The 24,803-nt window shown below is 52.4% G+C and carries 23 protein-coding genes; 9 read left to right on the top strand and 14 right to left on the bottom strand.

Translation table 11 applies throughout. The features are described from left to right. Positions 1 to 99: 99 nt before the first annotated feature. Entirely contained in the window at positions 100 to 876 is a 777-nt protein-coding gene (locus tag IPM28_12300; GenBank protein ID MBK9173761.1) for a hypothetical protein, read from the top strand. A 34-nt stretch (positions 877 to 910) separates the two neighbouring features. On the opposite strand, the gene IPM28_12295 is transcribed toward IPM28_12300, so the two are convergent. The 4 genes from IPM28_12295 to mqnC all read right to left on the bottom strand — a co-directional run bounded on the left by IPM28_12295 (position 911) and on the right by mqnC (position 3,813). Beyond that, the gene (locus tag IPM28_12295; protein ID MBK9173760.1) at positions 911 to 1,297 is read right to left on the bottom strand and encodes a DUF1801 domain-containing protein; all 387 of its coding nucleotides are present in this window, start codon (positions 1,295 to 1,297) and stop codon (positions 911 to 913) included. A 21-nt stretch (positions 1,298 to 1,318) separates the two neighbouring features. Then, the gene (locus IPM28_12290; GenBank protein MBK9173759.1) at positions 1,319 to 1,801 is read right to left on the bottom strand and encodes a hypothetical protein; all 483 of its coding nucleotides are present in this window, start codon (positions 1,799 to 1,801) and stop codon (positions 1,319 to 1,321) included. A 71-nt stretch (positions 1,802 to 1,872) separates the two neighbouring features. Further along, on the bottom strand, positions 1,873 to 2,616 hold the full coding sequence (locus tag IPM28_12285) for a CPBP family intramembrane metalloprotease (GenBank protein ID MBK9173758.1): 744 nt from the start codon (positions 2,614 to 2,616) through the stop codon (positions 1,873 to 1,875). A 21-nt stretch (positions 2,617 to 2,637) separates the two neighbouring features. Further along, positions 2,638 to 3,813, bottom strand: a complete 1,176-nt coding sequence (gene mqnC, locus IPM28_12280; GenBank protein MBK9173757.1) for a dehypoxanthine futalosine cyclase — start codon at positions 3,811 to 3,813, stop codon at positions 2,638 to 2,640. A gap of 132 nt (positions 3,814 to 3,945) precedes the next feature. On the opposite strand from mqnC, the gene IPM28_12275 reads away from it, so the two are divergent. Next, positions 3,946 to 4,473, top strand: coding sequence for a DUF1905 domain-containing protein (locus IPM28_12275; GenBank protein MBK9173756.1), 528 nt, complete (start codon positions 3,946 to 3,948; stop codon positions 4,471 to 4,473). A gap of 246 nt (positions 4,474 to 4,719) precedes the next feature. Here IPM28_12275 and IPM28_12270 read toward each other — a convergent pair whose 3' ends face one another. From IPM28_12270 to IPM28_12260, 3 genes are all read right to left on the bottom strand, one after another. Then, a complete protein-coding gene (locus IPM28_12270; GenBank protein MBK9173755.1) occupies positions 4,720 to 5,550 on the bottom strand; it encodes a menaquinone biosynthesis protein in 831 nt (276 codons plus the stop codon). 32 nt (positions 5,551 to 5,582) lie between these two features. Next, positions 5,583 to 6,680: a carboxypeptidase regulatory-like domain-containing protein gene (locus IPM28_12265; GenBank protein MBK9173754.1), complete on the bottom strand. Its 1,098-nt coding sequence runs from the start codon at positions 6,678 to 6,680 to the stop codon at positions 5,583 to 5,585. Between the two features lie 207 nt (positions 6,681 to 6,887). Beyond that, positions 6,888 to 7,172 carry an N-acetyltransferase gene (locus IPM28_12260; GenBank protein MBK9173753.1) on the bottom strand — a complete coding sequence of 95 codons (285 nt, stop codon included), beginning with the start codon at positions 7,170 to 7,172 and terminating at the stop codon, positions 6,888 to 6,890. Positions 7,173 to 7,258: 86 nt separating this feature from the next. Between IPM28_12260 and IPM28_12255 the strand changes: the two genes are divergently transcribed. Together IPM28_12255 and IPM28_12250 are read left to right on the top strand one after the other, a co-directional pair. Further along, positions 7,259 to 7,894: a cyclase family protein gene (locus IPM28_12255; protein ID MBK9173752.1), complete on the top strand. Its 636-nt coding sequence runs from the start codon at positions 7,259 to 7,261 to the stop codon at positions 7,892 to 7,894. Next, entirely contained in the window at positions 7,891 to 8,256 is a 366-nt protein-coding gene (locus IPM28_12250; GenBank protein ID MBK9173751.1) for an MGMT family protein, read from the top strand. Before IPM28_12255 ends, IPM28_12250 begins: the two co-directional genes overlap by 4 nt. A gap of 49 nt (positions 8,257 to 8,305) precedes the next feature. Here the strand turns inward: IPM28_12250 and IPM28_12245 are convergent, their stop codons facing one another. Then, positions 8,306 to 9,181, bottom strand: a complete 876-nt coding sequence (locus IPM28_12245) for an NAD(+)/NADH kinase (GenBank protein MBK9173750.1) — start codon at positions 9,179 to 9,181, stop codon at positions 8,306 to 8,308. Between the two features lie 221 nt (positions 9,182 to 9,402). Here IPM28_12245 and IPM28_12240 point away from each other — a divergent pair, with 221 nt between their 5' ends. Continuing rightward, complete coding sequence (locus tag IPM28_12240; GenBank protein MBK9173749.1) at positions 9,403 to 11,388, top strand: peptidyl-prolyl cis-trans isomerase; 1,986 nt, start codon at positions 9,403 to 9,405, stop codon at positions 11,386 to 11,388. 80 nt (positions 11,389 to 11,468) lie between these two features. Here IPM28_12240 and IPM28_12235 read toward each other — a convergent pair whose 3' ends face one another. The 4 genes from IPM28_12235 to IPM28_12220 all read right to left on the bottom strand — a co-directional run bounded on the left by IPM28_12235 (position 11,469) and on the right by IPM28_12220 (position 18,213). Then, the gene (locus IPM28_12235; protein ID MBK9173748.1) at positions 11,469 to 12,875 is read right to left on the bottom strand and encodes a DASS family sodium-coupled anion symporter; all 1,407 of its coding nucleotides are present in this window, start codon (positions 12,873 to 12,875) and stop codon (positions 11,469 to 11,471) included. A 78-nt stretch (positions 12,876 to 12,953) separates the two neighbouring features. Further along, positions 12,954 to 14,780, bottom strand: a complete 1,827-nt coding sequence (locus tag IPM28_12230; protein ID MBK9173747.1) for an amino acid permease — start codon at positions 14,778 to 14,780, stop codon at positions 12,954 to 12,956. 25 nt (positions 14,781 to 14,805) lie between these two features. Beyond that, a complete protein-coding gene (locus IPM28_12225) occupies positions 14,806 to 16,323 on the bottom strand; it encodes an amino acid permease (protein MBK9173746.1) in 1,518 nt (505 codons plus the stop codon). A gap of 249 nt (positions 16,324 to 16,572) precedes the next feature. After that, positions 16,573 to 18,213 (bottom strand): alanine:cation symporter family protein, encoded by a 1,641-nt coding sequence (locus IPM28_12220; GenBank protein MBK9173745.1) that lies wholly within the window; start codon positions 18,211 to 18,213, stop codon positions 16,573 to 16,575. A 148-nt stretch (positions 18,214 to 18,361) separates the two neighbouring features. On the opposite strand from IPM28_12220, the gene IPM28_12215 reads away from it, so the two are divergent. Then, positions 18,362 to 19,807: an amino acid decarboxylase gene (locus IPM28_12215; GenBank protein ID MBK9173744.1), complete on the top strand. Its 1,446-nt coding sequence runs from the start codon at positions 18,362 to 18,364 to the stop codon at positions 19,805 to 19,807. Between the two features lie 9 nt (positions 19,808 to 19,816). On the opposite strand, the gene IPM28_12210 is transcribed toward IPM28_12215, so the two are convergent. Together IPM28_12210 and IPM28_12205 are read right to left on the bottom strand one after the other, a co-directional pair. After that, a complete protein-coding gene (locus tag IPM28_12210; protein ID MBK9173743.1) occupies positions 19,817 to 20,239 on the bottom strand; it encodes a GNAT family N-acetyltransferase in 423 nt (140 codons plus the stop codon). A gap of 9 nt (positions 20,240 to 20,248) precedes the next feature. Continuing rightward, positions 20,249 to 21,760, bottom strand: a complete 1,512-nt coding sequence (locus IPM28_12205) for an MHS family MFS transporter (protein MBK9173742.1) — start codon at positions 21,758 to 21,760, stop codon at positions 20,249 to 20,251. Between the two features lie 98 nt (positions 21,761 to 21,858). On the opposite strand from IPM28_12205, the gene IPM28_12200 reads away from it, so the two are divergent. The 3 genes from IPM28_12200 (at position 21,859) to IPM28_12190 (ending at position 24,785) form a co-directional block, all read left to right on the top strand. Beyond that, positions 21,859 to 22,308 carry an SRPBCC family protein gene (locus IPM28_12200; GenBank protein ID MBK9173741.1) on the top strand — a complete coding sequence of 150 codons (450 nt, stop codon included), beginning with the start codon at positions 21,859 to 21,861 and terminating at the stop codon, positions 22,306 to 22,308. Positions 22,309 to 22,311: 3 nt separating this feature from the next. Further along, the gene (locus IPM28_12195; GenBank protein MBK9173740.1) at positions 22,312 to 22,602 is read left to right on the top strand and encodes a Dabb family protein; all 291 of its coding nucleotides are present in this window, start codon (positions 22,312 to 22,314) and stop codon (positions 22,600 to 22,602) included. Between the two features lie 92 nt (positions 22,603 to 22,694). Next, complete coding sequence (locus IPM28_12190; protein MBK9173739.1) at positions 22,695 to 24,785, top strand: tetratricopeptide repeat protein; 2,091 nt, start codon at positions 22,695 to 22,697, stop codon at positions 24,783 to 24,785. Positions 24,786 to 24,803 lie beyond the last annotated feature (18 nt).

The raw sequence follows: 24,803 nt of genomic DNA, 5'->3' as shown, positions 1-24,803 counted from the left end.
TGGCGCAATGACGATTTTCGATGTAAATTGACTTCGAATGTGCGTGTATTAGGATGGCAGTATCGCACGCCTCAAACTCATCAGTTTCGCGGAGGAAAAATGCAACTATTTCGGTCGGCTTTAGCAAAGGATAAGAAATTCTGGTTCCTAATGGCCGTAACGGTCGTTCTTGTCATGACAAATTCGTCAGCCGGACAAACTGGCGGTCGCAACGCAGGGAACAAAGATACCCCGGAAAAGAAACTCCAGGGTTATTGGAAAAGCACTGAGGCCGTGATCGAGTTCAAGACCGGTAGCCGAATAACCATCAATGAAGGAGAATATGATTATGCCATTATCGGATCGACGATCGTTGTCAGCAACGATGAGGGTTCGATGGGGTTTCCGTATAAGCTAACGGGAGAGGTGCTCACCGTTTGGGTGGATATGCGCAAGGTCACCTACACACGAATGACGCCTGAAGAGATCGAAGAGCTTCAGATGTCAAAACGCGCCTCGGGCCGGAACAGCGGTGGTGGTGGCAATAACGGCGGTGGCGGAACACCGCAAGATCTGGTCGGCAAATGGTGTTATCAGGCCAATGTTCAAGCACAAGGGGGCGGCCGCCAATCGGACATTTGCTTCACGCTCAAGGCAGACGGAACGTATGAATATTACGGTGAGGCCAGCAATTCGAATCCTTATGGAGGTTCGAATTCGCAGAGTTGGGATTATGGCCGCTGGAGTGCGACCGCGACGACGCTGACCGCCCGCTCGAACAGCGGACAAACCAAGACCTACACGCTTGAACGACGCAATCATCCGCGGACAGGCGACCCGATGCTGATGGTCGACGGTGATGCCTTCGTAACGTACTACCAAAAGCGTCCGTGGTAGATGGTTGAAATATTCGCCGAATAGATAGCCTGCTTCATTTCGGAGCGGGCTTTTCTTTATTGGCCAAGATCAGATCCGATCGGAACCTCACGATGCGTGTTATGAGGTCGTAAGGGATCGGCCGATCGAGCGGAAATTGAACCGTTCCCTTCCCGCCCTTATATGCCGATAGTTCTTTTTTGAATTCTCTTGCCTGACGAGGTGCGGGATAAACACTTATATGTTTCGTGAACCCCGCAAAATATATAAGTATCTTTCCATTTAGTTTGTACGCGGGAATCTGATAGCTGATCGATTCAACGGCCTCTGGCGCCGCTTTTTTGATCGTCGCACGGATCATCTTTAATTCTTTCTGAAACTCACGCGGAAAGCCGGCGATGTACTTGGTTACCGAGTCTGGACGTAAGGGATCTGTTTTCATAAGCACCTTCAAATCCGGCGATCATACGTCGGGACTTTTTTCGAGGATAAGACCGATACCGATGATCACGAGGCCAAGATTACGGATCGAACTTCCGACGATCTGAACCAGATCGCCGACCGGCAAAAATGCGATCACCAGGTTCATTGTGATACCCAGAATAAAGATAGCAAGCCCTGTCCTATTCAATACTCCTCGCCCGAAAGACAAAATCGCGAAAAGAAGACCGCTGACGACCATCAAGATGCCGTGGATCGTGTAAACCGGCCCGAGCCGGAACCAGAGAGCTTCGTAATCGGCAATATTTTCCTGAAGGGCGTAGAGTGTCGTGTGCCCGAAATAGACAAAGACCGAACCATATAAAATGGCTGCGACCAGAACACCGATGCTGACACGCGGGATCTGCACAGCATAAAGGCCGATGAAGATGAAAGGCATCATCAAAAATCCGACATAATTGATGAGCAGCTGAGGTGAAGAGTAACCGGCCGCGATCCATTCCATTAGATCGGAAACAAAATGGAGAAGCGGTGCGACAACCGCAAAAAAACCAACCGCCATTTTCATCGATCTCGTCATAATGCCGACTCGACGTTTGCGGCCCGTTGCGGAATGAGAAAAACGCACCACGGTATGATCGCACAAGCCGCCATCCAAACGATCGCCAGGCTTTGCAAGGCATCGTCAGGCATGGTCACAAGCTTGATCGCCCCCTGGACGACGAAGTGAAGCAGCGCCGGGGCCCAGATCGTTCGTCCACCCAGTTCAAACATATAGGCAAACGGAAATGACATCACTACCGCAAGCAGAAACGCAGCCGCCGCGACCAGGAAAGGCATTGTGAAGAAGAGAAAAATGTGAACAACCGCGAACGGGATCGCCGATAGGATCGCCGCTCGCCAGAATGTTCGCCCTTCGCGCAAGTTGCCAAATAGGTATCCGCGAAAGAGCGTTTCTTCAGCAATTCCGGCCTGGAAGAACAAGCCGGGAATCGACCATAGCCACTGAGCCGACAAAACTAGATCTATGCCGTTGGCGATCGAATAGGCAGGAAAGATGCTAAGCAGCAGGAAACTCACTCCGGCCGAGGCAAAAATTCCCCGAGCGGACGGGGCACCAAGACCGAGGCCAACGATGCTCTTTCTCAAACCGGTGTGGTGGAGCAGAATTTGAAAAACCAAAGTGGCCGAAACAACCGCGATGCCTATGGTTACACCAGCCTGTCCACGGTCGCTCTGAAAAAAATATCCGAGAGTCTGAAAAAGAGCGAAAACAACTACGAAGCCTGTTAGCAATTTCACCCACGAGCTAAACGTCATTCGGCTGTATCAAATGCTGACTCAATCAGCAAAAGCAACACTCAACTGCTTCAAAGGCATCGACCGGCGGCTGTCGAGATCAATGGAGTCTTCGCGGTCGATATAGTTGTAGAGTATATCTCGCTGCTGTGGGCGGTAACCTGCTTCGCGGATCTGGTAACGGAGGTCGCGCTCGTTGGCTTCGTTATTGGCACCGGCGGCGGAGACGACGTTTTCCTCTATCATGATCGAGCCCATATCGTCGGCCCCGAATCGGAGAGCGGCCTGTCCAAGGCGTATGCCCTGCGTAAGCCAGGAAGCCTGAATGTGCTGGATATTGTCGAGAAAAAGCCGTGAGACGGCCAGCATTTTGAGGTAATCGATGCCGGTCGGTTCTTCGGTGATCTTACGCCCGAGCGCGGTGTTCTCACGTTGGAAAGTCCACGGGATGAACGCTGTGAACTCGCCGTAGTCTGGATCGACCGCTTTGTTCGCGAGAGCTTCGTCCTGAACCTGCCGGACGCGTTCGAGATGCCTTACGCGATGTTCGACCTTGTCCCCGATGCCGAACATCATCGTCGCCGTCGAGATCAGGCCGACCTTGTGAACGGCCCGCATAACGTCCAGCCATTCCTGGGTGTTGCACTTTGTCGATACACGTTTGCGAACTTCATCGTCCAATATCTCGCCGCCGCCGCCGGGCATCGAATTCAGGCCGGCCGCCTTCAGCCTTCGGAGTATTGTCTCGTAATCAAGCTTCGAGATCAGTGAAATGTTGTGGATCTCAGGCGGCGAAAAGCAATGGAGCTGGAAGGTCGGGTATTTTGCGTGGAGCGTTCGCAGCAGATCTTCATACCATTCGATGTTGAAATCCGGATGCAGCCCGCCCTGCATCAAAACGCCGGTGCCGCCTAGAGCGATCGTTTCATCTATCCGGTTGCAGATCTCATCGATCGAATGAACATACGTTTCCGGTTTGCCGGGCCGGCGATAGAATGCGCAGAACGTGCAGACCACGTTGCAGACATTTGTGTAGTTTATATTGCGGTCGATAATGTAGGTGACAACATCGCCCGGGTTCCTTCGCTGACGAATTTCATCAGCCGCAAGGCCGATGCGGACAAAATCGTGGGATTCAAGCAGCGCTGTGCAGTCTGCAGCCGAGAGGCGTTCACCCGCAAGAGCCTTATCGAGAATTGTTTGGATACCGGTGCTCATTTCTTAAACCACATAAGAATTCGCGTTGCACGCAGCTGCGGTTTCGGTGAAAATATTTTCCGCATCGCTCGCAAAGCGATCAGCATATATCGCCGTTGTTCTCATTGTAGCAAATGGATCAAGTGATATCAGATGCCAAAAGCCCCGAAAACAGTCAAATTCAAAGCTATTCTAACTAAGCCGGCGGCCGAATCGGGCTGGCATTTCATCCCGGTCGAACCGAAGTTCGGGAGTCGGTTTGAAAAGAAAGATGGGTCGCGGCGTGTGGTCTGCACGATTAACGGGGCAGAGACGTTTCAATGCGCGCTCATCCCCATGGGCGAGATCTTTGCCATCATCGTCAACAAGGCGAAACGAGACAAACTAAGGATCTCGGCCGGCGACAAAGTCTCGGTCGAACTCACGGTTGACAAAAGCAAGTACGGCCTGCCGATGCCGGAAGAACTGCAGGAGGTCCTGAATCAGGACGTCGAGGGCGACAAGCTGTTTCATTCACTCACGGCGGGCAAAAAGAGATCGATGCTTTACTTCATCGGTAAGATAAAAGACGTCGACAAACGCATCCACGCAGCCCTCACTTTCATCGAGCATATCAAGAAGAACGATGGAAAGATCGAATATGAATCCCTCAATAATGAGCTGAAGCGGCCGATCTTCTGAAGATCGGCAAGAATATTGCCTGCTTTGCGTCTTTAAATCTATTGAGGTGTGATCGTCGAATCACCATTTGTCGTTGGTTTGATACGCGTGAGCAAATTTCTACGCGTATTAGGGTAGGAAAGCAATATTTGAAGGAACGCTCGGTATGCAAGATCGCGAAAATCAAATTGGAACAACCGATATTGGCCTGCTGGTCTTTGTGATCGTTGCAGGATGGTTGCTTTTGTTCTACTCGGGATTGTTCAGCTAATAGACAAATTCCAGTCGGCGGTTCGTCTCGATCAGTCCGTTCTTTTCGGCAAGTTCAAAATACAATTCCATACCCGAACGCATTGACTCGTCTATCGAATAAGAAATATTTCCGGTCAAGTATTCGATCATGTCGTCTCGCGTCAGTCCGATCTCAGGCTGGTAGTTCGAGGCGATCTCTGAAATGTGAAGCAAGCCTTCATCCCGCGCAGCGGCAAAATCGACGGGACATTTCGCCCTCCGTGTCATCCACATAGCAAAAACAAATCCATTCCCTGTGTATCGATGCCATAGTTCGGCAAGATCGAACGTCCGGATCGTCACTTCGCGGTCCGAACCTTTGCCCGAATGACCGGCGACGACGATCGAGAGTGCCGGGTCGCCGATCAGCAATGCAGCGTCTGATTCGGTTAGCATAGCGTCGATGTTCGGTCTAGCTTCCCGCCATTCGGGTTCGAATCCGAGGAACTCGCGGAAAATGATCTTGGTCAACAGAACAGAGGTTCGTGAAGAGACATCAAGCGAAACCGTCCGGACATCTTCCAATTCGCAGCCTTTGGTCGCAATACAGACACTTCGAACGCTTTTGGCCGCTCCGACGCACACATCCGGAATCAATCGAACCCCATCAATAAACTGCGAAGCAATGACCGGCACGAGTGCAGCATCGACACGATCCTGACTCAGAAGCTCGGCTGAGCGGGCGGGCGCGTTGTCCAGGATCAGCTCGACCCTGCCATGCTGAGAGCCGTATAAAAAACTCCAAACCAGAGGCGCGGTATTCGAGTAGCTCGAAGCAGCGATCCGAGGCATATCGATCTCGTTCATTGATCAAATTGTAGAACGCCTAATAAGAAATGCTAAAACCGAACTCTTTTTGAATCAGGAAGCGTTTGAAAATCAACGTCGTCCAGATTCTCGCCGGCATCGATAATGCGGCTTGGTTCAGCAAAGACCAACCCCTTACCCGACGCAGTAACCAGGTAAGTCTCGCCCGATGGTATACCCGTGAATCGATAATGACCGAATGGGTTGGTGATGGTTATCCAGGTCTCGCCGCTTGGGCCTTGCAGTTCGAGTCGGACGTTACCCACCCCTCGTAACCGCGAATCCGTTACACGTCCGGCGATCTCAACAGGCGATGAAGATGGAATGAAGAACGAGATGGCAAAGTCGTCGATCGCAAGTCCATCGTCGGCACCGGCAATGTTCGTGTCCACCCAACGAATATAAAGCGATTCGCCCGGAGCAACCGTTACATTAAGTGTCGCAGTTGGAAAGACCGTACGATATGCAGGGTCGTTACCGTTGCGGGCACCGGCGCCTCCTGAGGTATTCGGAGTAACGAAATCAAACGCGTCGGCCGGTGTGTACGATCCGCTATAGAGGTTTGTCGCGTTGACCGCATATTCAAAATCGAGACGGTCAGTTTGCGCCCCGCTAGCTCCGCGACGCCACATCTCGCCCGAGAACGCGATCTCAACCGAATTGATCGCTCCGAGGCTCGTATTTGTAAAACAGCCGCCGACATAAACGATGGCCATCGAATCGTCATTTATTGAACCGAGTGCTCGATCGGAGTCGGAACCGAAGCTATATGCATTCGCGCCGCCACCCGAACCGTTTCCGGCGGCGTAGCGCCCGGTTACTGAACTGCTGTTTGTCCCTTCTTCGACTATTGCCCAGCCCGGTACATTAACAGTGCCGCCATTATCGGCGATCGCATTGTCAAACTTTCCGAGGTATCTTCGTGGACCGCTCGGATTAAGCACAAAAACATTCGCCGAATCCGTGAACTGCGGCGCTGGGCTCGAACCAAGGCCGTTGAAATTCTGGCTATGAGAGGTCGGGTTGCTGCCTCCCAGTCCGATGCAACTCTGAGCATCTACATCTGTCGAGACTGCAACGCAGATCACCGATAGCAAAAACGAGTACGTTAGTATGGATGCTGGTTTCATATGAAGATCACTCTTAATAACGGCGGAAGGAAGAGGGCGTTTACCAAACTAAAGCCAGGTATTTCGGGAAGTGAAGATGGGAAGTTATCGGACAGCGCAGGAGGTCGCCATCACCCAATATAACAGCATTTTTGCAGAAAACTCAAACAAAAAGAATGGTCCGCCGTTGAAGAATCAGCCTCGAAATGAACCGTGCGCCTGTATCGATCAAGCCGAAAAGACGTCGTGGTATTCGCTGTTATTCGTTAGTTTCCGAAGTGCGAATGGGCAGGTCGCAAAGATCTTCAGGCCTTTTGAACGCGCATGATCCACAGCTGCGGCGAGCAATTTGTCGCCGACCTTCTGGCCGCGTAGGCTCTCGTCGACCTCGGTATGATCAATGATAATGCCGGTCTCGCCGGCGGTTACATAGGTCATCTCAGCAAGGCGTTTACCGTCTACCTTTATAAGAAATGCGCCGCGTCCGCCTTTTTCGATGTGCTTTATATCCATATCGACAGTTTCCCGCAAAGGCGTGAAGACGCAAAGGGCTCGAGCAAGATTTGTTCTTCAAAGCAAGTTAAAATATTCTTTTCGAAATGAGGATATACGATATTACGGTACCGATCAGCAATGGTGTGCCGATCTACGATGGTGATTCCGAAGCTCGGGTCGAGTCGTTTGCCGCACTTGAACGTGGTGATTCAGCGAACGTCTCAAAAATGTGTTTTGGCGTCCATACAGCAACACACGTCGACGCTCCGAACCACTTTATTGAAGGTACAAGAACGGTCGACGAGCTCGACCTTGAAAAACTGATGGGGCCGTGCCGGGTGATCGAGGTTCCCGACGAAGTTATGCTGATCGAGCCTGAGAATATCGGTGAACTCGACGGCGTGGAGCGTGTGCTCTTTAAGACCCGAAACTCCGCATTCTGGAGCACGCCTGAGGCCGGCTTCAGGACGGACTTCACCGCAATATCGCAAGCGACCGCTGACAAATTGGCTGAAACGGGCATCAAACTCGTCGGCATCGACTACCTATCGATCGAAGCCTTTGGCTCGACGGGGCATCCGGTTCACCTTGCGTTGCTTGAGCGCGAGGTCGTTATTCTCGAGGGTGTCGATCTGCGTGAAGTTCCGTCAGGCGACTACGATATTATTTGCATGCCGCTAAAATACATCGGCGGTACAGGCGACGGCTCACCGGCTCGGACCGTACTGATACAACGATGAATGTAAGCGACGAGACCTATAAAGAAAGGGTTTACAAACTCGTCCGTCAGATACCTCCGGGACGAGTAATGACCTATGGACAGATCGCTGCAATACTCGGCGAGGGCTATACACCCCGAACGGTCGGATATGTAATGCACGCAACGGACAGCGAAGGCGTTCCCTGGCAGCGTGTCATCAATTCGCAGGGAAAATGCTCGACCGGACGGCTTACGATCCCATTGAATCTTCAGCAGGAGATGCTTGAGCAGGAGGGCGTCGAATTTGATTCGAAAGGACGATGCGACCTAAAGAGGTTCACGTGGTATCCAGACGGATCAGGTCCTGACGACGATCGACAACCAAGCCTGCTCACATGGTAATGACCTGCAGTCTGCTCGGTCTTGAATCCGCGTCGCTAAAGGCTGAGATTCACCTGCCCCACTTCAATTTGTTCCTCAAAACGTCAAAGTAATTTCGGTTCGGTGGCTGGACGAGGTTAAATGTCGTTCGGCTTTTTCGAATGATCACTCGGTCGTGAGAATGCATCGGGTAGCCCGTCTGGCCGTCGAGCGTCAGAACGACACCTTCGTTCTCGTTCTGGAGGTTTAGTTCGATCTCGGCATCGTCCGGCACGACTATCGGGCGATTGGTCAAGGTAAACGGGCAGATCGGAGTCAGGACAACGGCGTTCATTGACGGATAGACTATCGGGCCGCCTGCCGAAAGATTATACGCCGTCGAACCGGTCGGAGTCGCAACGATCAATCCATCAGCCCGGAACGAGTTCACAAAAAGCCCGTTGAGTCTTGCCTCGATCTCGATGATGCGGGCGAGGGCAGATTTGTTTATCACGACATCGTTAAGCACGCGTCCCTTCGCACGCATCTCGTCGCCCCGCCAATGCTCGGCCGTAAGCATCACTCGTCGATCTATCTCATATTCACCAGCAAAGATCGCCTCGAGCGCTTCGTACATCTCTTCGATCCGGAAATCGGTCAAATAGCCAAGACTGCCGTAATTCACCCCCAGAACAAGACACTCGGCATCGCCGATCAATCGCGCCGTCGAGATCATCGTTCCGTCACCGCCGAGAACGACGATCAGATCAGCAGATGCACCGAACAGACCTTCTGATTCGCCAGCGAAATGGCGTGAGGAATCGGCGGCTGGGCTGACATATGGATCACCGAGGACCTTTATGCCGCGCTTGCCGAGCCATTCCGACAGCTCATGAGCCGTCCTGAGCGCTTCGGCATGATCTCGCTTGACTGCGATACCGACATTTGAGATTCCGGCTTTTGCCATCGTCTTGCTTGCGAAAGTTGCTTCCAGAGATCAAGTTTCTCTGACGTGAAAGTATTGATGAAATCGCCGGAAATATCAACGCTTTGCATTTGTTGATGACCGGGCGTTGGCTGATCCGCCGAAGACACCGGGGGTGTTCGTGTTGGAATCGGGGCGTTATTTTGCTAAAATTGCGGTTTGTCCGAAAAATCAGCAAATTCGAAAAGCTTAGGTAATATCAGATGTTAAGGTTTATTTCACGTCTTGAGAAGACACGTAATTTCGTTCTTCTCGCATTCGCCATCCTGATGGTGGCGAGCCTTGTTTTCTTTTATGCTCCGACTCGCGGGGACCTTGCCGCCAACCTGACGCAAAGCAGCGAGACGGCGGCAACCGTTTCCGGTGAATATATCACCGTCGGCGAGGTCGCACGGCAAAAAGAGAACTACAGCCGATTTATGCAGGGAAGGCCATATCCGGCAAGGCTTGTGCTCGACGGCCTTATAAGCAGCCGGATAGCCCGTGTTGAGGCTGCTCGGCTCGGACTTACGGCATCTGATGCCGAGGTAGCGGCCGAGATCCGCCGCCAGTTCAAGCCTCAGGACGGCAAACCATTCGACCAGAAACAATACGAACAGAGCATCGTCGAACAGTATGGCAACATCGCCGCATTCGAAGATGGCGTTCGTGATGACCTTAGCGCAAGCAAGCTGCGGGCTTTCATATCCTCTGGGGTCACGGTCTCAGAAGAAGAAGTTCTAAAAGATTTTCAGCGAAACAATGCAAAATTCGACCTTTCATATGTTGTGATAAGCCCGGCCGATCTTGCGAAGTCTATCACGCCTTCGGATGCGGATCTTCGAGATTACTTTGAAAAAAACAAACAGGCTTATTACATCAGCGTTCCGCAAAAGAAGATCCGCTACGTGTTCCTTAACACCGCGAAGATCGGCGAAAAGCTTTCGATCACCGATGCGGACCTGAGGGCGGAATACGACAAACTGCCCGAAGACAAAAAGAACGCTGGCGTTCTGGGTCAGGAGATCGTGCTACGGATACCAAAGCCGGAATTCGATGGCCAGGTTTACGAAAAGGCGACAACATTAGTAGAGCGCCTGAGAAAGGACGGGCCGATCGTTTCGCAGGAAGCATTCGCCGAGATCGCAAAAGGCCAATCGGAAAATGCCGTTAGTTCGGTGAAGGGCGGTGCGTTGCCTGGACCGGTACGTGAGAATCTGAACAAGCCGGACGATCCGTATCAGCGTCTGATCAAAATGAAACCCGGTGAAATAACTGAACCGATAAACTATCAGGGCCGGTATTTCATACTTCGACGCGGCGAGGCAGTGCCGAAACCCTTTGAAGATGCCAGACGCGAACTCGAGGTCGGCCTCCGCAACCGTCGGGCCTACGCAGCGGCTGCCGAAATGGCAAAAAAGGCCGTTGCCGCATTGCGGGAAAACAAGGACGTGCAGAAGACCGCTCAGGACTTTTCAGCTCAGGCGAACATGGCCGTGGCGGATATGGTCCGAGAGACGGCATATGTCAAACCGGGCGACAACGTCGATAAGATCGGCACATCGCCGCAGTTCGAAGACGGTATCGCCGGACTTGAAAATGCGATGGACGTAGGCGACGAGATACCGGTACCGGAGGGTTTTGCAATCCCGCTTCTAGTTGACAAGAAAGAACCGAGAGATGCCGAATTTGATGAGGTCAGAGCGCGGATCACCGAGATCGTGAAGGTTGAAAAGGCTCGCGCGCAGATCGAAGAGATCGCGCGCCAGATCGCTTCCGGTTCCGGATCGCCAACGGCGATCGCCGCAGCGGCGACCGCAAAGGGGCTGAAGGCGGGTGAATCAAAATCCTTCATTCTTGGGTCACCGCTTGGTGAGGGCCCATCGGCTTCGACCAGCGAACAGCTTGAAGATGCGATCTACGGTTTACGCGCGGGCGAAGTAGGCAAGGACCCGATAAAGATAGGTGAAAATTACTATGTGGTCGGCGTCACCAATCGCACGGAGGCGAACATGGAAGAGTTTGCTCAGCAGCGTGACAAGTTGACCGAAGAGATGCTGTTGCGAAAACGCGGTGAGGTCTTTTCGGACTATGTAGCAGCCGCAAGGCAAAGAATGGAATCGTCCGGCAGCATCAAGATCTATCCCGATGCGATCGCAAAGCTCGACGAGGTGTCACCGGCGTCGCCGTCCGGCTTCCCCGGTATGTGATGTTTGGTTCAATCAAATCGCGAAAGGCAAAGCACCCTCGGTGTTTTGCCTTTTTCTTGGCGTGAAGGTATTTCGCCTATTTACCACCAACCGATCAGCTTCCACCAAAAAAGACCTACTGTCGACCAGATGATGATGTTCAGGATCGATGCGATCAGCCCGACGGTCCACCAGCGGGTCTGAGTTACATAACCCAAGCCAAAATACACCGGCGCAGGTGTTGTGCCGTAGTGTGTCAAACCCGCGCTTAAATTGGCAAAATAGGTCAGCAACAGGACGGTTAGGCCGGCCGGAGCACCGAGAGCGATGGTGACGGCAAGGAAGGGAATGAACATCGCAGTGACGTGCGCCGTGATCGACGCGAACGCGTAGTGTGCGTAGAAAAAGATGAGCCCAAGTATGGCAAGTGCGATCGGCCATTCGACGCCGCTGATCGTTGCCGCGATACCATTGGCGAACAAGGTCGTCACGTTCGTTTCGCCGAGTGCGGTTGCCATCATTACAAGTCCGCCGTACCAGATGAACACTTCCCAGGCGTGTGTCTCATCGATAAGATCGCGCCACTCAAGTACGCCCGTTACAAGAAGACCAGATATCCCGACAAGTGCGACTACCGTCGAATCGATACCATGCCATTTGGCAGTTATCCACATGATCACAACCGCGACAAACACGATGAGAAGCGTCTTCTCCGATCGGTTCAAAGCACCGAGTTTGCGTAGTTCCTCGGTGGCGTACGAGACAGCATTCGGCGTTTCCTTTACTTCAGGCGGGTACAGCCTATAGATCATCAGCGGAATAATCGTTAGGGAGACCATCGCCGGCACGATCGCCGAAATGAACCAAATAGAATAGTTCAGATCGACATTCGCTTGCTTAGCGGCAAACCCGGCGATAATGACGTTCGAGGCCTGACCTGTAAGAAAGGTGGCGCAGAGTATCACTTCACACTGATACAGCATCGTCATCAAAAACGTACCCAGACGCCCCGCGGTGCCGTCATCCGGCCGCGAATCGTACGTTTCGGTCACGCTGCGGGCGATGGGCAGAATGATGCCGCCTGAACGCGCACCGGTCGAGGGTATGAACGAGGCAAGTATGAGATCCGTGAAAACGAGCGAATAGCCCAGCCCAAGGGTCTTTTTACCGATCAGCCTGACAAAGATCAATGCTATTCGGTGGCCAAGCCCGGTCTTGATCATCGCTCGCGATATAAAAAAGGCGGCCAGCACCAGCCATACGAACTTATCAGCATAGCCGCTCAGAGCTTTCTCGATGGGCACCGCGCGAAACAATGCAACGGCTACCACGCCAAGCAGAACCATTGCGCTTCCTGTCAACGGCTGAACGATCGAGCCGACGATAGTGGCAATAAAGATCGCAAGCAGCGTCCATGCCTCGACCGTCACGGCCTCGGGCCGCGGCAATAGAAAGATCAGAACGCCGATGCCGATAGTGACCAGCCATTTGACGATGGGTTTATGCATAAAAAATCGGCCACTAAGTTCACAGAGAGTCTGACTCTGAGCGCTTGGTGGCCGTATTTCCGAGGCAAGCAATAAGAATTACTTAGCGTGCAATTCGGCAAAATGCAGGAAGAACCAATAAGTGATTCCTGCCCAAACCGCCAGATTTGCGAGAGAAGCGATCAGGCCGAACTTCTGGATCCGTGCGTCATATCCTCCCCGAGTATCCTGCTTGCCGTACATAAGCATCGCTACAAGGACACCTGTGACGATCCATGCAAAAAGGCGAATACCCAGGTTGATCGGGATCACCTCAGACTTAAGGTCCATTAGATATGGCACCTGATAAAGCGTGAGGAGGATGGTCAATATCACAGCAATGATCGCGGCAACCGGGGGTGTTGCTCGGGATTCTGATTCATTAGCGTCAGCATCCGAGACTTTCCGGAGATTACTGTGGCGATAACTGTAAGCAAAGTAGATCACCAGGCCGATCGACATCCATACGATCAGACGGATCCAGGTATCGAGCGGCAAGCTGTTCATCAGATACGCCGCTGACACGACCGTTGCGATCGGGATAAATGGCGAAAGCGGTACTTTGAATGGCCGCTCGAGCGCCGGATTCGACGACCGGAGAATGATGATGCCCACACCGACGATAACGAACGCGAAGAGCGTTCCGATACTCACCAATTCGCCAAGCAAACTGATAGGCACAAAACCTGCGAGGATCGCTACGATCGCGCCGGTGATCGCGGTCGTGATGTGCGGGGTCTGATACTTCGGATGGACCTTTGCCGCCCATGAGGGAAGCAGGCCGTCTTTCGACATCGAATAGAACACGCGAGGCTGTCCCATCACCATCACGACCATTGTGGAACTTAGGCCAAGCACGGCGCCAACCTTGATGATCGTTGGAAACACCGCAAGGATAGTGCCCATTGTTGTTCCCTGCGCCGTTTGAAGCGCCGCATCGATCGCAACTGCTATCGGGGCCGCGGCATTCGTCAGCAGTTTGTAATCGACAAGGCCGACCATGATCCCGGCGACCAGGATATAGAGCACAGTACAGATCGCGAGCGAGCCAAGAATACCGATCGGCATATCCCGCTGCGGGTTCTTGGCTTCCTGTGCCGCAGTCGAGACAGCATCAAATCCGATATAAGCAAAAAAGATGACAGCCGCACCGGTAACAACCCCGCTGAAACCAAATGGCATGAATTCCGCGCAACCCGGACTGCCCACGACGCAGCCGATACCGAGATTGCTTGTATTCACATATCCGATCCCGGCAATGATGAACAGTACTACGACAAGTACTTTGACGATCACGATGATCGAATTGAAACTTGCCGATTCTTTTATGCCGCGGATCAGCAGCAGTGTTACCGCAACCGATATCAAAAATGCCGGTAGGTTGAATATACCGGTAGCGACGGTTCCATCGAGGAGCCTGATCTCGGTTCCGGGGGGCGCACTCAACTCCAGAGGGAAGTTTATCCCAAGTGTGTCCCGTAAAAGGCTGACCGTATATCCCGACCACCCGACAGCCACGGTTGCCGCACCAAACGCATATTCGAGGATAAGGTCCCACCCGATGATCCATGCGACGAATTCACCGAGCGTTCCATACCCGTATGCGTATGCTGAGCCTGAGATAGGGACGCTGGCGGCAAACTCCGAATAACAAAGAGCCGCAAACGCACTAACGAAACCTGCAATGATCATCGAGATCACCACTGCCGGTCCGGCATGTTTGCCGGCAGCCTGTCCGGTCAAAACAAATATACCCGTACCGATGATCGCGCCGATGCCGAGCATCGTCAGATCAAGTCCGGTCAATGTTTTCTTAAGGGTATGTGTGCCGGTCTCAGATGCCTCGGCAATGATCTGCGAAATTGGTTTGGTCGCGAAAAGTGACATCAAAACCTCCTGGAGGGTGAAATAACTACGATTGCTCGGCTGCAGGTAAGCCGCCGGACAAGCCTTTCCAAATGAAATAAACAGGTACGCCCGTAAGAACTATCAACAGGCCCGGCCACGTTGCGGTCGTTTGATAAACGAACAATACGACGAGAATAATTGCTGCGCCGATGCAATATAGCGCCGGAATTATCGGATATCCAAATGCCTTATACGGTCGTTCCGCATTTGGTTGTTTCACGCGAAGAACGAAAACGGCTGCGATCGCGAGAATATAGAATATCAGTGCCGCAGAGATCACGTAGGTCAAAAGGTCATTGTAGAGACTGCCGTAACTGCCGTCGGCCCTGACCGTTCGCGGCAGAACGTAGAGACAGGCGAGTATTCCCTGAATAACCAGTGCCCACGCTGGTACGTGAAACTTATTGAGCTGGCCCGCAGCCTTGAAAAAGAGGCCGTCCTTTGCCATCGCAAAATAAGCTCTGGGGCCGGCGAAGATCAGGCCGTTGTTGCAGCCGAAGGTCGAGATCATGATCGCAACTGCCATCAAGGCCGCTCCGGCACCCGGGAATATCACTTCGGCCGTCGCCGATCCGACGCGGTCGCTCGGCACCGTTTGAATGTCCTCGAACCTAAGCGTCGTCAGATAGGCGATATTTGCGAGCAGATAGAGCAAAATGACGCCGCCCGTCCCGAGCAAAAGTGATAGAGGCAGGTTTCGTTTCGGGTTTTTGACTTCGCCCGCGGTAAAGGTGACGTTGTGCCATGCGTCCGCAGAGAACAGAGAATTGGTCTGCGCGACGCAAATGCCGACAAAGAGCCCGAATGCAGCAACTGCGGTCAACCCGTGACCGACATCCTGCAAGTTTCCGCGTACGGTCCACAGGTCGCTGAAATTTGCGGCCGCGATCTCAGGATATGAGACTAACCCGACAATGATGCCGAGAACGATCAACGCGACAAGAGAACCGGTCTTTGCAAAGGTGAAGACGTTCTGGATCATTTTGCCAAGATTCAGGCCGCGTGTGTTCAGCAGTGTAAGTAAAACGATCATCACGATCCCGAGCAATTGCGCCGTCGAGAGCGAGAACGCGTAGCTCGATGATCCTAACCGAACAGGTTCGATGATGTAGTTTGCTTCTGATATCTGCGGGATGAGTATGCCTGTGAACCGGCTGAAAGCGACCGCGACCGCCGCTATGGTCGCAGTGCCGATAACGAGGAAGTGAGTCCAGCCGTACAGAAAGCCCCAAAGCGGCGAATATGCCTCTTTGAGATATACATACATGCCGCCGGCACGCGGCATCATCGCGGCCAGTTCGCCGTATGAAAGTGCCGCCCCGATCGTTAGTGATCCGGTGATCAGCCAAACAACGAGCAGCCAACCCGGAGAGCCGACCTGTCGGGCAATATCGGCGGACACAATGAATATGCCCGAACCGATCATCGATCCGGCAACGATCATTGTCGAATCAAGCAGACCGAGGCCTCGAATGAATCCTTCCTTTGTTTCCTGTTCTGTTTCAGCAACGTCTGTTGCCATATACAGGTCGAGCAGCCAGTGCCCTTCCGGAACCGTTGAGGTGACGTGGTTCCGGTTTGCTCCTATTTGTGTTGTTATGCTCTACGGCAGGAGATTTAACTTCGCTATTATACGTTTATTGACTGCGGTGTCGAGCGCAAACACCTTTTTTGTCGTGGTTTGTGATTTTAGAGTCAAAAACTCAAAACGGGAATGGGCCTATAACCCATTCCCGTTATTTGTTGCTGTGTGCCTTTCGATCAAGATTTGCTACCGCTTTCCGATAACAGCGAGATATTTACTAAGCTCCTCTTTTACTTTAGGAAACAGAAAAAACAACCCGATCATGTTCGGAAAGACCATCGCAAAGATCATCGCATCTGAAAAATCGATCACGGACTGAAGCGATGCCGCTGAACCGATCACGACGAATATGCAAAAGATGACCTTGAACGTAAGGTCAGACGCTTTTGATCTTCCGAATAGATACTTCCACGATTGCAGACCGTAATACGACCACGAGATCAGGGTCGAGAAAGCAAAGAAAACGATCGCGACCGTAAGGATCGCATTGAATCCGGGAAGTACATCGTTGTAGGCGCGTGCCGTTAGATCGACGCCGTTGACAACCTCATTGCCGATCATAACGTTGCCGCCCACGCCTCCGTACTGGAAGTAGCCATCCATATTGAAAAGTATGATGACGATGGCAGTCATTGAACATATCACTACGGTGTCTATGAACGGTTCGAGGAGAGCGACTATTCCCTCACTAGCCGGAAATTTTGTACGAACGGCCGAATGGGCGATAGCGGCCGAGCCTGCACCAGCTTCGTTCGAAAATGCCGCTCGTCGAAAACCTTGAATGATGACACCGACGATTCCGCCGACGGCGGCAGTCGGTGTGAATGCACCTGAAATTATCTGTCCGATCGCGGCAGGGATCTCGGTGAAATGCGCGAAAATAATTATCAGCGACGCGATGATATAAATGATCGCCATCAAAGGTACGAGTTTCTCGGTAACGGTTGCAATGCGTTTAATGCCGCCGATGATAACGATACCGGTCAGCGTTGCAAGTATCACTCCGATGATGGTCTTAACTGCCCCGCCCTGAAGATTAAGAAGCGTTGTGATCTGGGCAGTTGCCTGATTTGCCTGAAACGCATTTCCGCCGCCGAAAGAACCGCCAACGCAAAATATCGCGAACAGCACGGCCATCACTTTTCCGACACCGCCCAAACCTATTTCGGCAAAGCCCTTTGATAGGTAATACATCGGCCCGCCGTAGACAGTGCCGTCGGGCCCTATATCTCGGTACTTGACGCCAAGCGTGCACTCGACAAACTTCGACGACATCCCAAGCAGCCCGCAGACGATCATCCAAAACGTCGCACCAGGCCCGCCGATCCCGATGGCAACCGCAACACCGGCGATGTTGCCTAACCCAACTGTTCCTGACACGGCGGTCGCGAGCGCCTGAAAGTGGTTTACCTCGCCGTGATGACTTTCATCCCTGATGGTGTCAATTACATCCCCTTCGACAATAAAGACCTCGGCATGCGGATCTGCGTCGTGCGGCTCGGCGTGCTCAGGATCGGCGGCCATTTCGATGTTGTCGTATTTACCGCGAACTACCTGCAATGCCAATCCGAAACGACGGATATTTACAAACCCGAACGCGACCGTAAAGAACGCCGCGCCAAATATCAAAAGCAATAGAACGATCGGTATGTTGTAAGGGGCATCAAATGGAAGCGGGTAAAAGATAATGCTTCCCCACCAGTCTGCAACTGGCTTGAACGCGTCATTGATCCTTTCGTCGAGTCCTTTCTCCTGAGCCGCGGCGATCGCCGGGAACGCTAAGAATGCGGCAAGAGATAGAAATAGATGGAACAGTTTTTGATTCATTTATACCTCATTGAACAAAGCGCCAATTCGTTTTTTGATTATTTATTTCGAAGTGGATCCGAAAATGGGAAAAGTGAGATTGCAAGCATTGTATAATCGGTGCTGCAGTAATTACAAGCTTAATGTTTCGACTAATTGGTGCGATATCATGAACAGGGACAACAATCTTGGCGATATGCCGGCTGAAGAGTTTCGACGATATGGTTATGAGATCGTCGATCGGATCGCTGACTATTTTGAACAGATCGAGTCGTTTCCCGTCCTGTCGCAGATCGAACCGAACTGGCTAAAGCAGAACCTTCCCGGGAATGCTCCGGCGTCCGGAGATGACTTTGGCGAGGTCCTGCATGACATCGATCGGCTCATCTTTCCGGCCGTAACGCACTGGAACCATCCAAACTTTCATGGCCTGTTTTCTACGTCTGCCTCATCCGTCGGGATCTTCGGCGAGATGTTTTCGGCGGCGTTCGATATGAAAGCGATGCTCTGGCGGACGTCGCCCGCATCAACCGAACTTGAAGATGTCGTCCTGGATTGGTTGAGACAAATGTTGGGCCTTCCGGCGAAATTCGAAGGCATCATTTACGATACGGCGTCGGTATCAACAATGCACGCCATTGCGGCCGCGCGCGAACGTATCGGGCTGAACATTAGAGAATTAGGGATGAGCGGCCGCAACGATCTTCCGCTCCTTCGTGTTTACTGTTCCGAACATGTCCACTCGTCGATAGACAAGGCGTGCATCACGCTTGGCCTCGGTATACAGAGCCTCAGAAAGATCGAGTGCAACGACCGGTTTGAGATGATTCCGGAGAAACTTGCTGAAGCGATCGAGGAAGACACCGAGGCCGGCTATTTACCGATCTGCGTCATCCCGACCATCGGCACGACCTCGACATCCAGTATCGATCCGGTCGATGCTGTGGCAGATATATGCGCGAAGTATGGAATTTGGCTTCATGTCGATGCCGCATATGCGGGCTCGGCGGCTGTGGTTCCGGAAATGCAGCCCATGTTCAGCGGATGGGAGAGGGCCGACTCGATCGTGATCAATCCCCACAAATGGCTGTTCACACCTTTCGATCTTTCGGTCCTCTACTGCCGTGATCTCGGTGAATTGAAGAAGGCATTCTCACTCGTTCCGGAATATCTCAGGACAAGCGATGAAAGCGGCATAAAGAACGGCATGGATTACGGCATCCAGCTCGGCCGACGATTTCGGGCGCTCAAGCTCTGGATGGTGATCCGGTACTTTGGCAGCGAAGGGCTGGCTTCGAGGATACGAGAACATTGCCGTCTGGCACGCACATTTGCTTCGTGGGTAGAAGCTTCGCCCGATTTTCAGATGATGGCGCCGGTGCCGTTTGCACTTGTTTGCTTTCGTGCCTGTCCGTCCGGCGTCGATGATCTCGATTCATTGAACGAAACGATGATGAACGAGGTCAATGCCTCGGGCCAGGCCTACCTTTCGCATACGAAGCTGAATGGTACGTTCACGATGCGGCTTTCAGTCGGCAGTATCCGCGTCGAGGAACGGCATCTCGAAAAGGTTTGGAACATTCTAAAGGAAAGCCTGCAGAAAAATGTAAGCTGACGCGAGCGGTCAGGTTCGCCGGATACTAAATCGAACTTCGCCTTCAGGGGTCGTTTCACCGCGCGACCAACCCTGTTTCAAGTAAAATCCATCGGCGCGGGTTCCGGGTTCGGTGGTCAGATGTACCTCGCTAGCACCAGCGGCGAATAACCAGTCCATCGCTTTTTTAAGCAGTTCCCTTCCGACGCCTCGCCCTTCAAAGCCCGGTCGAACGAAGAGCGCCCAGATCGAGCCGTCCTCAAGAGATGCGATTGAAAAGCCTGCAACCGTCTCATCTACCTCAGCGACCCAACCCTTCCCTCGGCGATTCAGAAAATCGTTACAGATCTCGACCGTAACCTTTTTCGGATCCGACAATACATTTTCTATGACCGAAAACCTAATATCGAAGATCGAAGGAATATCGTTCGATGTTGCCTCTCGAATCAGCATTTGCGAACTCTAATTTGGTGAGACCTCGTCCCAGATCTTATGACCATGCGTCTCTTTCAAAAAGATCGACCCTACAACAAATGTCAGGCCAGCGATCGCCATAGGATAAAAGAGGCCAGCGTAGATGTTCCCGGTTTGCGCGATCAGGCTTAGGCCAATGACAGGAAGCAGACCGCCGAATACGCCATTGCCGATATGATACGGAAGCGACAGCGCGGTGTACCTGATCTTTGCGGGAAACGCCTCGACCAAGTAAGCCGCGATCGGCCCGTAAACCATCGTCACCCAAAATACCTGAATAAAGACAAGCAGGACAAGCTGCCAGGTCGCTCGGTTCGATACAAGATCGTTGAAGTTAGTGTAAGGCAGCACTTTCTCGGCGTTTTTTATTTCTCCGTCGATCCCGATCGTCTGCGGTGTAAGCTTGATCGCGCCGGTGACCGGGTCTCTCTGCGATGTCGCCGTTACGACCTCGGAGCCGGCCGCCGCCTGCATAGCCTGATAGATCGGAACGTATGTGACCATTGCCAGAAAGCATCCGCCAAGTATGATCCACTTTCTACCGATGCGGTCGCTCAATGCTCCAAAGAAAACAAAAAAGGGCATCGCCAATAGCAGAGCGATCGCTACGATATAATTGGCCGACGTCGGCGTAACGTTCAAAATGGACTGCAAATAGAACAAGGCATAAAATTGACCGGCGTACCAGACAACGCCCTGTCCTGCGGTTGCGCCGAATAACGAGATCAGGACGATCTTCAGATTTCGCCATTTTGTGAAGGCTTCGATCAATGGATTTGCTGACGTCATCCCGCTTGTCTTCACTTGCTGAAAGATCGGCGATTCTTCCATCTTCAGCCTGATATAGAGTGAAATGACGACCAAGACGATCGAGATCAGAAAAGGTATTCTCCAACCGCTGATGCCATCCGCCTTACCCGCAAACTGTTCAGGGCTCATCATGTTCTGGATGATGAGGATCACCGCGAGTGACATAAAAAGTCCCAGTGTTGCGGTTATTTGAATGAATGATGTGTAGAATCCGCGACGGTTATCGGGCACGTGTTCGGCGACATAAACTGCCGCACCGCCGTATTCACCTCCGAGTGCGAGGCCTTGCAGAACGCGAACGAGCAGCAGAATTATAGGCGCAGCGTAACCGATCGTTTCAAATGTCGGGAGGAACCCGATGACCGCGGTCGCTCCGCCCATGATCAGCAGGGTCACCAGAAACGCGTATTTTCGACCGACAATGTCGCCTATCCGACCAAAGAACAATGCTCCGAACGGCCTTACAACAAAGCCGACCGCAAAGGTCGCGAGATACGCAATGTATGCAAAGGTATCGTTGCCCGGCGGATAAAACAGCGGGGCTATTATCGGGGCAAGACTTCCGAAGATATAGAAGTCGTACCATTCGATCATTGTGCCGACAGCCGATGCACCGATCACCTGCCATATTTTTGCCTTAGAGACCTGGTCGTTGTAGAAGGCACCTAAATCGCCTGATGTTTCCGTCATCTTTCTTGAGTTGCGGTATTAAAGCAGTTTAACGATCTGTTTTCAAAGCCTGCGAAACGAATGCTTATCGTCGCACGCTTGTGGTATTTTTGAGCTTAATGAAGTTTGTAAAGGAGACAGTCATTAAAGCAACACCCGAGAGGGTTTTTGCATTTCATGAGTTACCCGATGCCTTCGAACGGCTGGTTCCTCCTTGGGAAAATGCAAAGTTAGTTCAAAAGGCTGATATTTCCGTGATCGGATCGCGGGCGATCATCGAACAGAAGATCTTCGGCTTGGTTCCGTCGCAATGGGTGGCAGAGCACACCGCTTACGACCCGCCGCGCTCTTTCGAGGACGTTCAGATCTCGGGGCCATTTGCGAGTTGGCGGCATAAACACATCATTTTGCCGGACGACGAAGGTGCTTTGCTTCGTGACGAGATCGATTTCGAACCGCCGTTTTCATTTATCGGCGATCTGGCCGTGCCGCTTTTCATAATGCCAAGGATCGAAAAGATGTTCGATTTTCGCCACCGGGTAACTAAAGAATGGTGCGAGAGTAAATGACCTATGCTCACACACATCGTTTGCTGGAAATATAAGCCTGGAACCACGGCCGAACAGCGAGCTGACCATATTGCACGATTAAAGGCATTGCCTTCGATAATCCCCGATATCATTAGCTTTGATGTCGGAAGCGATATTTTGCAGCTTGACCGCTCCTTCGATACCGGGCTGGTTGCGGTTTACGCAGGGCGGCAAGAACTGGACCATTACACCGAACATCCCGAACATCAAAAGGTTGCGGCTTTCGGACGCGAGATCGCCGAAAAGGTCGTGTCAGTTGATTTTCTCAAGTAATTTCAATGGTTTTGTCGGTAAAGCAAACGATTTTAGGGTCAAAATCATCTTAGATTGGCAACCTATTCCAAGCGATGGTAATTACTATCAGAATGAAGAAATCTATCGGTATTTCCGTATTCCTTGTTGGTTTGATGATTTTTGCGACCGCTCCGGCGGCCGCTCAGCAGGTGAATCGTGCGTCGATCGACGTGAAAAGCTACGTTATTGACGTCCAACTCTCTCCGATCGACAACAAACTGACTGCCACGGCTGACGTTACTTTTCTACCGCTCGAAGATCTTCGTACCGTCGCGTTTGAACTTAACGGTTCGCTTAAGATCGAGACCATCTCGAAGATCGGTCCTCAGCAGGTCAGCACGCCGCCGGTCGTACGAACGTCACCACGTCAAACACAGCCGCGTCCAACCCCTTCGCCGATCGCGCAGATAACATTTGTCCAGGATCAGGTCGGTGTTTCAGATCTTGGCCCGAGTGTCCGTATAGACCTTGGCGAAAGCGTTACCAAGGACACTCCGGTCACGCTCAGGTTCAAATACAGCGGTGTTCTTAACACGCCGAGCGGCGGACCGCTATTGAACAAGCGGCTCGCATACGTTGGGGAAACCCAAGGATATTTGATGTATGCCGCACGCTGGTTCCCGTTCCACGACTATGCCGCCGACCTTGCGACGTCTGACATTACGATCAACGTTCCGAATGGCCTGCAAGTGGTCGGGTTTAATGACACCCCTGCCGCAAGTGCGGGAACCGGAAAGGCGAGGTTCACGCAATCGAAGCCGGGTCTGGTCGGAAACTTCGCCTATGGAAAGTTTGTTAATCGAAATCTGAAGTTCGGCGAATATGAGATCAATTTCTACACTCGTGCCGGTAGCGGCGAATTCATAGATAGTTATGGAGAAACACTTGGCCGAGCGTTCGAATATTACACAAAGCGTTTCGGCGAGCCAGAGATGGGCAAAAGGCTGAATGTTGTCCAGATCGACGACGAAAGCCTCGAATTTTATTCTGCCGCCGGCATGCTCTTTATCTCCGATCGCCAGTTTCTTCAGGCACGCGGCATTACTGAAGAGCGACTGCAGCGTGAGGCAGCATATCAATGGTGGGGATTGACGGTAGGCCTCAAGTCATTTGACGACGCATGGCTATCGCAGGGCCTTGCTGAGTACAGTGCGTTCTCGCTGCGCGAAAGCCAGTTGACCGGCCCGCAGCTCGATGCGCTGCGTCGCGAGCTGCTTGAGAAATCGTTGACCTTCGAACAAACCGCTTCGCTGCTTCGCACGCCCGCCAATTTGGACGACCAGTCGATCGCCTATCAATACATAATGTTTGCGAAGGGAGCATTCGTTTTCAAGCTGCTTCGCGAAACCATCGGTGTTCAGCGATTTGACCAATTGCTGCGGACCTTCCTGACTGAATTCCGCGGCAAGAATGCGTCGATCGACGAATTCGAACGTTTAACTTCGCGGGTCGCAGGCCAAAGCATGCGTTACTTCTTCGCCCGTTGGGTAGAGAGCACCGGCGTGCCTGAGTTTACTGCTGACTACCTGATCATCCGAACCCGCGCCGGCAAATTCGTTGCTCGCGGAACCGTAAAGCAAAATTACGACAATTTGCGACTGCCGGTCGATGTGCAGTTGAGATATGAAGGCGAGGATGGTTACAAGACGGTACAGCTGCAGATGGATGAGGCGAGCGCCGATTTCAACATCGAATCTGACGGTAAGCCGCTTGAGATAATCATCGATCCGGGTTTTAAGCTGCTGCGAATTTCGCCCGATCTGCGGGTGTCTTCGATCGCGCGTCGGGGCATTGAACAATTCAAGGAAGGAAATTATGTCGAAGCCCAGGCGCAGTTCGAAGCAGCGTTGAAACTCGATCGCTCGAATTCGTGGATCTATTACCATCTCGGACTGCTCTTTCTCGAGCAGCGAAATTACGACCTTGCAAAAGACAATTTCAGGGCGGCTCTCGGCGGAACCCTCAGCCCGCCTTGGCTTCAGGTCTGGTCAGAGATAAAACTCGGCAATGCGTACGACGCTCAGGGTGACAGAACGAGAGCGGTCGCTGCGTATTCGCGTGCTGAAAAGCTCGGCGACAATTACGACAACGCGCAGGAAGCTGTGAAAAGGTTTCAGGCGAATCCTTATGACCCGCGAGAGAAGCAGACCGCCGTTCGTTAAACAGTATCGACCGGAAAT

Origin of the sequence: Chloracidobacterium sp., assembly GCA_016716305.1 — a bacterium.
Taxonomy (GTDB): domain Bacteria; phylum Acidobacteriota; class Blastocatellia; order Pyrinomonadales; family Pyrinomonadaceae; genus OLB17.
This window is presented reverse-complemented; position numbering and strand designations above follow the sequence as displayed.